At 61.7% G+C, this 6,195-nt stretch carries 4 protein-coding genes; all 4 read left to right on the top strand.

What is annotated here, in order from left to right; genetic code table 11:
* Positions 1 to 837: 837 nt before the first annotated feature.
* The 4 genes from ACT3UN_RS16255 to ACT3UN_RS16240 all read left to right on the top strand — a co-directional run bounded on the left by ACT3UN_RS16255 (position 838) and on the right by ACT3UN_RS16240 (position 5,016).
* Positions 838 to 1,620: an MspA family porin gene (locus ACT3UN_RS16255; protein ID WP_444657625.1), complete on the top strand. Its 783-nt coding sequence runs from the start codon at positions 838 to 840 to the stop codon at positions 1,618 to 1,620.
* Between the two features lie 113 nt (positions 1,621 to 1,733).
* The gene (locus tag ACT3UN_RS16250; RefSeq protein WP_444657624.1) at positions 1,734 to 2,099 is read left to right on the top strand and encodes a hypothetical protein; all 366 of its coding nucleotides are present in this window, start codon (positions 1,734 to 1,736) and stop codon (positions 2,097 to 2,099) included.
* Positions 2,100 to 2,244: 145 nt separating this feature from the next.
* Positions 2,245 to 2,571: a hypothetical protein gene (locus ACT3UN_RS16245; RefSeq protein WP_444657623.1), complete on the top strand. Its 327-nt coding sequence runs from the start codon at positions 2,245 to 2,247 to the stop codon at positions 2,569 to 2,571.
* 24 nt (positions 2,572 to 2,595) lie between these two features.
* The gene (locus ACT3UN_RS16240; RefSeq protein ID WP_444657622.1) at positions 2,596 to 5,016 is read left to right on the top strand and encodes a hypothetical protein; all 2,421 of its coding nucleotides are present in this window, start codon (positions 2,596 to 2,598) and stop codon (positions 5,014 to 5,016) included.
* The last annotated feature ends 1,179 nt before the right edge of the window (positions 5,017 to 6,195 follow it).

Raw genomic sequence — 6,195 nt, 5'->3', positions numbered from 1 at the left:
TTCTCCCTCGTCGAATCTGTCGTTGATGTTTCCGGCGTTCACGCCGCGACGAGCTCGCCCGTCCCAGGGCGTGGCATGAGCTGTGACGTAGCGCGCTGTTTCGGCGTCGGGAACAATGCCGTCGGCGGCGTCATCGGTTCCCCTGCATCAACGACGGTTGGTGTTCTGAATCACTTAGTAGGCACCCACTAGGACGCGGCGCAGTTAGGCCTACGCACGGTGCCGCACTGCTTAATCCAGCATGTGTTGAACCTGGACGTGCTGCGCCAAAAACAGTGCGGACAACAGTTTCGCTGGCTCCTCTGTGTACATCGCTTCGCTGTTGAGCCGACCGCAGGATCCAACAGCTACGCCAGCGTAAGCGTCATAGAGTCCCCAGGGGTAGACCTCCATCGACCATGCGGTGGCAAACAGGGTTCCAAAGTCGGTCCGTTATGAGTCCCTCTCACGGGTAGCCACCGTGGCACGATACCCGCCGGGGCACCCCCGAAATGAGTTAAAGCGTCAAACATACATGCGCGCACCAGTAACGACGTCACGTCCCCTTCTGTTGGACTTTCAACGCGACGGGGTGAGCAGGGGAGCACTATGTGCCCGATGGTCTCTGACACACGGGGACGTGACACACATTCTGCCCACAGCCTGCACGGATACTTCACGCCAGCTATGTAGATGATGTGTCAACCACCATGCTTCACTCCCGCTACCAGGGGCGATGATTGACCCCGTGCTTAGCCGTTCAGGGACTCCGCGCACCCACCACCGCGCCGCAGCCGTGATCAAAACGTTACCGCGCTTCAGCGTGTCCTTCGACGGAGTGCTCGCTACATTATCGCCATGACGTTCACCAGGAAGACCACACGCACACTCTCTGTTGCAGCTGTCAGTATCACCGCAGCCGCCACCCTCGGCCTGACCGCGATCGCCCCGGCCGCGGCCGCTCCCACCCTGCCGTGGCCAGCACCGGTCACCGGCGGTCCGACCGACCTGCCCGACCGCCAGGTCTCCCGCACCACCGCCGACGGCTGGGTCCTGCACGCCGCCAAAACAGACGAATCCGTCAACATCGCCCCGCCCCTGGACGCCTCGGCCACCACCGGTGAAGCCTTCGGCACCCTCACCGGCAACGTCTGGATCGACGGTGCCGGCGCCCCCGAGTTGACCGGTGCCATGTTCGATGCTGGCTACCAGATCGGCTGCGGGGTGGACATCTCCAGCGGCGTCGATGTCGAAGTCGCCGGCGCCGCCGGTATCGCACCCCACGCCGACGCCGGCATCGAAGGCGGCCCCAGCGTGCAGGTCGAGCTGCCCAACGTCACCGGAGTGTCCGCCGGTGCTGACGCTACCGCCCGTGTCGAGGCCGGTGTCGACGGCAAACTCGAGGTCGCCCCCACCGTTCAGTCCCACCTCAACCCCGGTGGTGTGTCCGACATCTCCCTGGTCAGCATGCCTGTCGACCCGAACTACAAGCGCGCCTCCGCCGGGTTCACCGGCGCGCACCTGCAGGTCAACGGGTGCGCCGGCCCGGTGAGCATCCGCTCCTATGTCACCGTGTCCACCACCTCACCAACCTCGGTCGACGCGGTCAGCGTCTACGGAAAAGCCACCCGCATCCGCTAGAACACCCACCGTAAGCACCGGTACGCACCGGCATAATCGACCGGTGTCCGCGGCCTGATCTTCGTGACGAGACCGCCTACCCGGCACCGTCTACCCAGGAGTTTTCAGCTGTCATGACCTCGACAACCCCTACCAGCACCCGCAGCCCCCGTCGTGTGCGTCGCTTTGCCGGCGCCGCGGCAATGGCGCTGGCCGCCGTTACGGTCACCGCCGGGATCACCGCGCCCACCAGTGCTGCCGCCACAGTGGGCACATTCATGGCCCACGGCACGAACGTGGACTGCATCGTCTACCACGATGTGCGATTCGGTCCAGTTGTCGCCGGCGCCACCGACGGTAACTGCCGTAAAGCCACCGGTCAGTACACTCCAGGCCGAGGAACATACCCCGGGGCTTGGTTCATCGGCAGTGTCGCCGCGCCTGACGGCAACACCTACAGCGGGCTCGTCCTCAACCAGTGGAACCTCCCGGTGCCCTGATCTCCCTGCCTATCCCCGCGTGCGTGGACGACAAAGCCACCCGCATCCGCTAGGCACTCCCGCCTTGCACACACACCGACCGAACAGGACCGGTAGCCCGGCACGTCCGCCGACTCCGACACATCTGAGGACCCGTGATTCACCCATGAGCACCACCACTCGCCCCACTGACACAGCACCGGCGACGGCAACCATGCCGGTCACCGCCAGTACCCCCGAGTCTGACCAGTCCGCAGGGAACGCCACTGACAACCCCACGTGGATCCCCGTGACGAACCTCATCATCGGTGTGCTGGTCGTGTTGGCCGCACTGACGTTCTCCGAGCACATCGCCGAGCCGAGCAGCCGGTTCGGTTATGTGCCGGTGATGTTCTGCTACGTCATCGTGATGATGATCGGCGGCGGGCTGATGGTCTCCGGGTTCCTGGCCCTGTGGCGTAAAGCCACCGCCCCGTCGGACTCCCAGCGGTAACGCCGGACAAGAGGAAGCGTCACCGTGACCACGAAACCCCACCAGTCCTGGCAGGCCCGGATACGTCGCTACGCCGTAAGCCTCGCTGCTGCCGGACTGCTGTCCGCTCCGCTGGTGCTGGCCAGCACCGGTAGCGCCCTGGCTGATCAGGAAACCCCTGCCGAGCGCTGCCAACGCCAGACCGCCGAGTACAACACCGCGATGGAGACCGCCTGGCGAGCAGCCCACCCAGGCAAAGAACCCACCGGCAACGAATGGCCGCCCTATATCTGCCGCGACATTCCCACCCCGACCCTGCCGCCGGGACCCCCACCCGGCGGCGGTAACGGTGGTGGCGAACCAGCACCGGAACGCACCCACCAGTACGAGGGCTTCGACCGGCCCGACGGTGAATACCGACAGGACATGGCCTTAGGCACACCGCGTACCGGGCTGGCCGATCGTATGGGCACCGGTGAACCCACCGATACCACCCGTCCCTCGGCCGGCGACACCGCCCGATCGAACGTTCGTGAGGTCACCCCCTGGACCACCACAGTCACCGACGACAGCGGCAACCCCCGTGACGTCCGGGTCGTCGACACTCCCGACGGCCCGGCGGTGATCACTGACAATGGCACCGCGACCGGCGAGATTCTAACCACCGACACCGACTCCGGGGTCACTAGTGTGACCCGTCAGGACAGGCTGGAAGGACGACAACTCACCGACCGTAACAGCAGCAACGACCGTGGCGACCGTGATGACACCGACGACACCTCCCGTGCCGCATCGACGTCCGCGGCGGTACCTGCCCCGGGTGTGGACGACACCGCTGACGAGGCGGCCGGCGGTGGCGGCGACAATGAAACTGGTGGTCTACCGGTCGGCCCGTTGGGTGCCGGGGGCGCGCTCGCCGGTGCAGCCGGCGCGATCCTGGCTGACCGACGACGCCGCGACGGCGCCCACCGTGGCGACATCAACTGGGGCAACGGGCGTGAACAATCCTTGATCCTGTTGGAGGGTGTGGACTCCCCACGCGAGCACCGCTTCGCCATGGATGTGCCCGAGGGCGGGCAGATGGTGAAGAACCCCGACGGCAGTGTCGACGTCCTCGACGCCGACGGTAATGTCGTCGAACACGTCAAGGCCCCCTGGGCCTACGACGCGTCCGGACGACCGGTGGAGACCTACTACGAGGTCGACAACGAGACCGGCGAACTGGTGCAGATCGTCGACCCGGACCGCACGACCCTACTGCCGATCCTGGCCGATCCCGACAAGGAGAAGAAGGACGGGGTTGGGATTGTCGACACCACCGGGCGCTCCGACGGAGACACCTGGACCGAAGACCTGGGCAACGGAGAAACCGCGACACACACCATCCCTGAGGGGACCGGCGGACAGACAGTCGACACCAGAATCGAGCGCGAGGACGGGACATTCACAGATACCCGCAGCGTGCAAAACGACGTCGGCGGGTGGGATGCCTGGTCCAACAACGATGACGGAACATCCGCATACGCACAGTCCAACCAGGATGACGGCACCCACTACTCCGAGCACTACGACACTGCACCGACTCCCCAAGCAGCCGTCCAGCCTGACGTCACCTCTCAGGGCAACGCCGACAACTCGCAAGGCACGGTGGTCGCCGACAATCCGGACGGGACTCAGTCCTACGGCGACTACCAGCGTACTGGCGACAACCAATACGAGATGCAGGTAGACAATCCGAACGGCACCACGTCGGACATTCAATCCACCCAGCGTGACGATGCCGGGGTGAGCACCCAGGTCGACGACCAGGATGGCTCACGGGTGAGCACTGACGGCGAGACCGTCGTCCCGCTGGACGAAGCCGGCAACGATGTAACCGGCAATCAGGAACCGGACGCGAACACGGGGCGTTTCTACGACACCGACACCGGAGAATGGGTCAATGGTGCAGTGATCGGGGGTGTCCCGGTTCGCCGCGGCGACGATGGTAAACTCACTGATACTGATGGAAATCCTGTCACCGTTGAGAGCAATAGTGAGACTGGAGAACCAGAAGTATCTGTCACTGATCCCTCCTTCGGTGCGTCTGACGTTGCTGGAGGAATATCCGGGGCAGGTACAGATGCCGCCTTTGGGGCAGCAGAAGAATCCGCTAAACGCGTAGGCTCTGAGGCGGATGATCTTCTCCGTGCCAGCCGCTGGGGATCCGGTGCGCTCTCCGCTGTAGGCGCCGTAGCGGGAGCTGAAATTGACCGCCAACAAGGAATGCCAGCAGCTGAAGCCTACGCATCGAACATCGGAGGTGGGCTCGCAGGAGCTGGCGCTGCGTTCGTGACAGGAGCCGCAATCGCAGGTGCTGTCACAGCTGCCCCTGCCGTTCTCACCGTCGGCGCTAGCGTCGCTGTGGGAACAGCAGTCACTATCGGAGTAACAAAGGGAATTCAGAAAGTATGGAGTCTTTTCTAGAGGATAGAGTAGTGCGTCACGCCGGCACACTAGACAAGGTTGTAGTTTCAGCACTTCTGTCAATCAGTCTCCTTGTCGTGATACTACTCGGATGGGGGATAATTGATGGTTCCTTAAGCCTCATGAGTTTCCCTATCCTACTCGCTTCCCTGTCCATCCTCCTCCCCACACTCTCGTTCGTCTCTGTTCCGTACACCATTCCAACAAAATCGTTTACCTACAAAGAAGAAGACCAAGAAACTATATCTATCTATTCGAGGCTCGGTGCTCCACTGGTCGCGGGAATATCACTCTCGTCTGTATTCTTGGCAGTTTACGGTTTCCAGGTTGTATCTAGAGTGAGCCCGTATGGATACTACTACATTGTCGCAGGATTAGTAGGAATCATTTCGTCTGCGTACTTTGTCACTAAGTGGATGGGTACATGCACTTTCGGTATTACGAAAGTTACATTATCTCAAGGGTGCATATCGACAACGTCATTGAATACGGTTATCGAGTTTCCTGACGGTAGATTTGAAATAAATTACAAGCAATCTAGTTCCCGTCCACGGATCATTGTGTCTGGCATGGCTAGCATCTACACCAGTAACGGTGATGTGAGCGAATCCATAAAGTCGGTTACTCTCAGCCCTATTAACTGCGGACGACTATCAATGGACTGGATTGCCGATACTCTGGAAAATGTGAACGAAGAGAACTAGCCAATATCATATTAAACCTGTCAGAACTCTCCATAGGTAATGGTTACCGCCCCGATGGGTGAGACTTCTGCACTTCCCCGAAGTTCGCGACCGAGCCCACCCGAAAATCCTCGGGAGATCCACCTCATTTACCGCTGTTCGGGACTTCGCCGCGCAACTCCCCCAACTGCTAATCTCGAAGGGCACGTCAGCCGGGAAACGAAAAACCGGAGGTCACAAACCCTTTCGAGTTGGTGACCTCCGGTCGGTGCGGTTCGTGAACCGCTCAGGGGGGGTACGGCAACTATCCTTTCCGCCTGGTCCGAGGATCCTGCATTCTCCCCGCCCGACGAATTGCCGTCTTGCCGTCCTGGTTGCTAGACCAGGATCACCCTGTACCCGTAGCGTTCAGGGCATGGCACTTTCGCATATCTACCTGCACATCCTCCGAACCGGAGGTGTCGCGTGGACCCCGTAGCAATAATCAAGGTAGAAT

It is taken from the genome of Corynebacterium sp. AOP12-C2-36, assembly GCF_052379185.1.
Classification (GTDB): domain Bacteria; phylum Actinomycetota; class Actinomycetes; order Mycobacteriales; family Mycobacteriaceae; genus Corynebacterium.
The sequence above is the reverse complement of the archived record's forward strand: the minus strand, read 5'-3'. Positions and strand labels throughout refer to the sequence as shown.

What these genes read in the sequence shown, in the direction of transcription:
- ACT3UN_RS16255 (WP_444657625.1), top strand. Translation starts at nt 838, where the DNA reads ATGACGTTCACCAGGAAGACCACACGCACACTCTCTGTTGCAGCTGTC.
- ACT3UN_RS16250 (WP_444657624.1), top strand. Translation starts at nt 1,734, where the DNA reads ATGACCTCGACAACCCCTACCAGCACCCGCAGCCCCCGTCGTGTGCGT.
- ACT3UN_RS16245 (WP_444657623.1), top strand. Translation starts at nt 2,245, where the DNA reads ATGAGCACCACCACTCGCCCCACTGACACAGCACCGGCGACGGCAACC.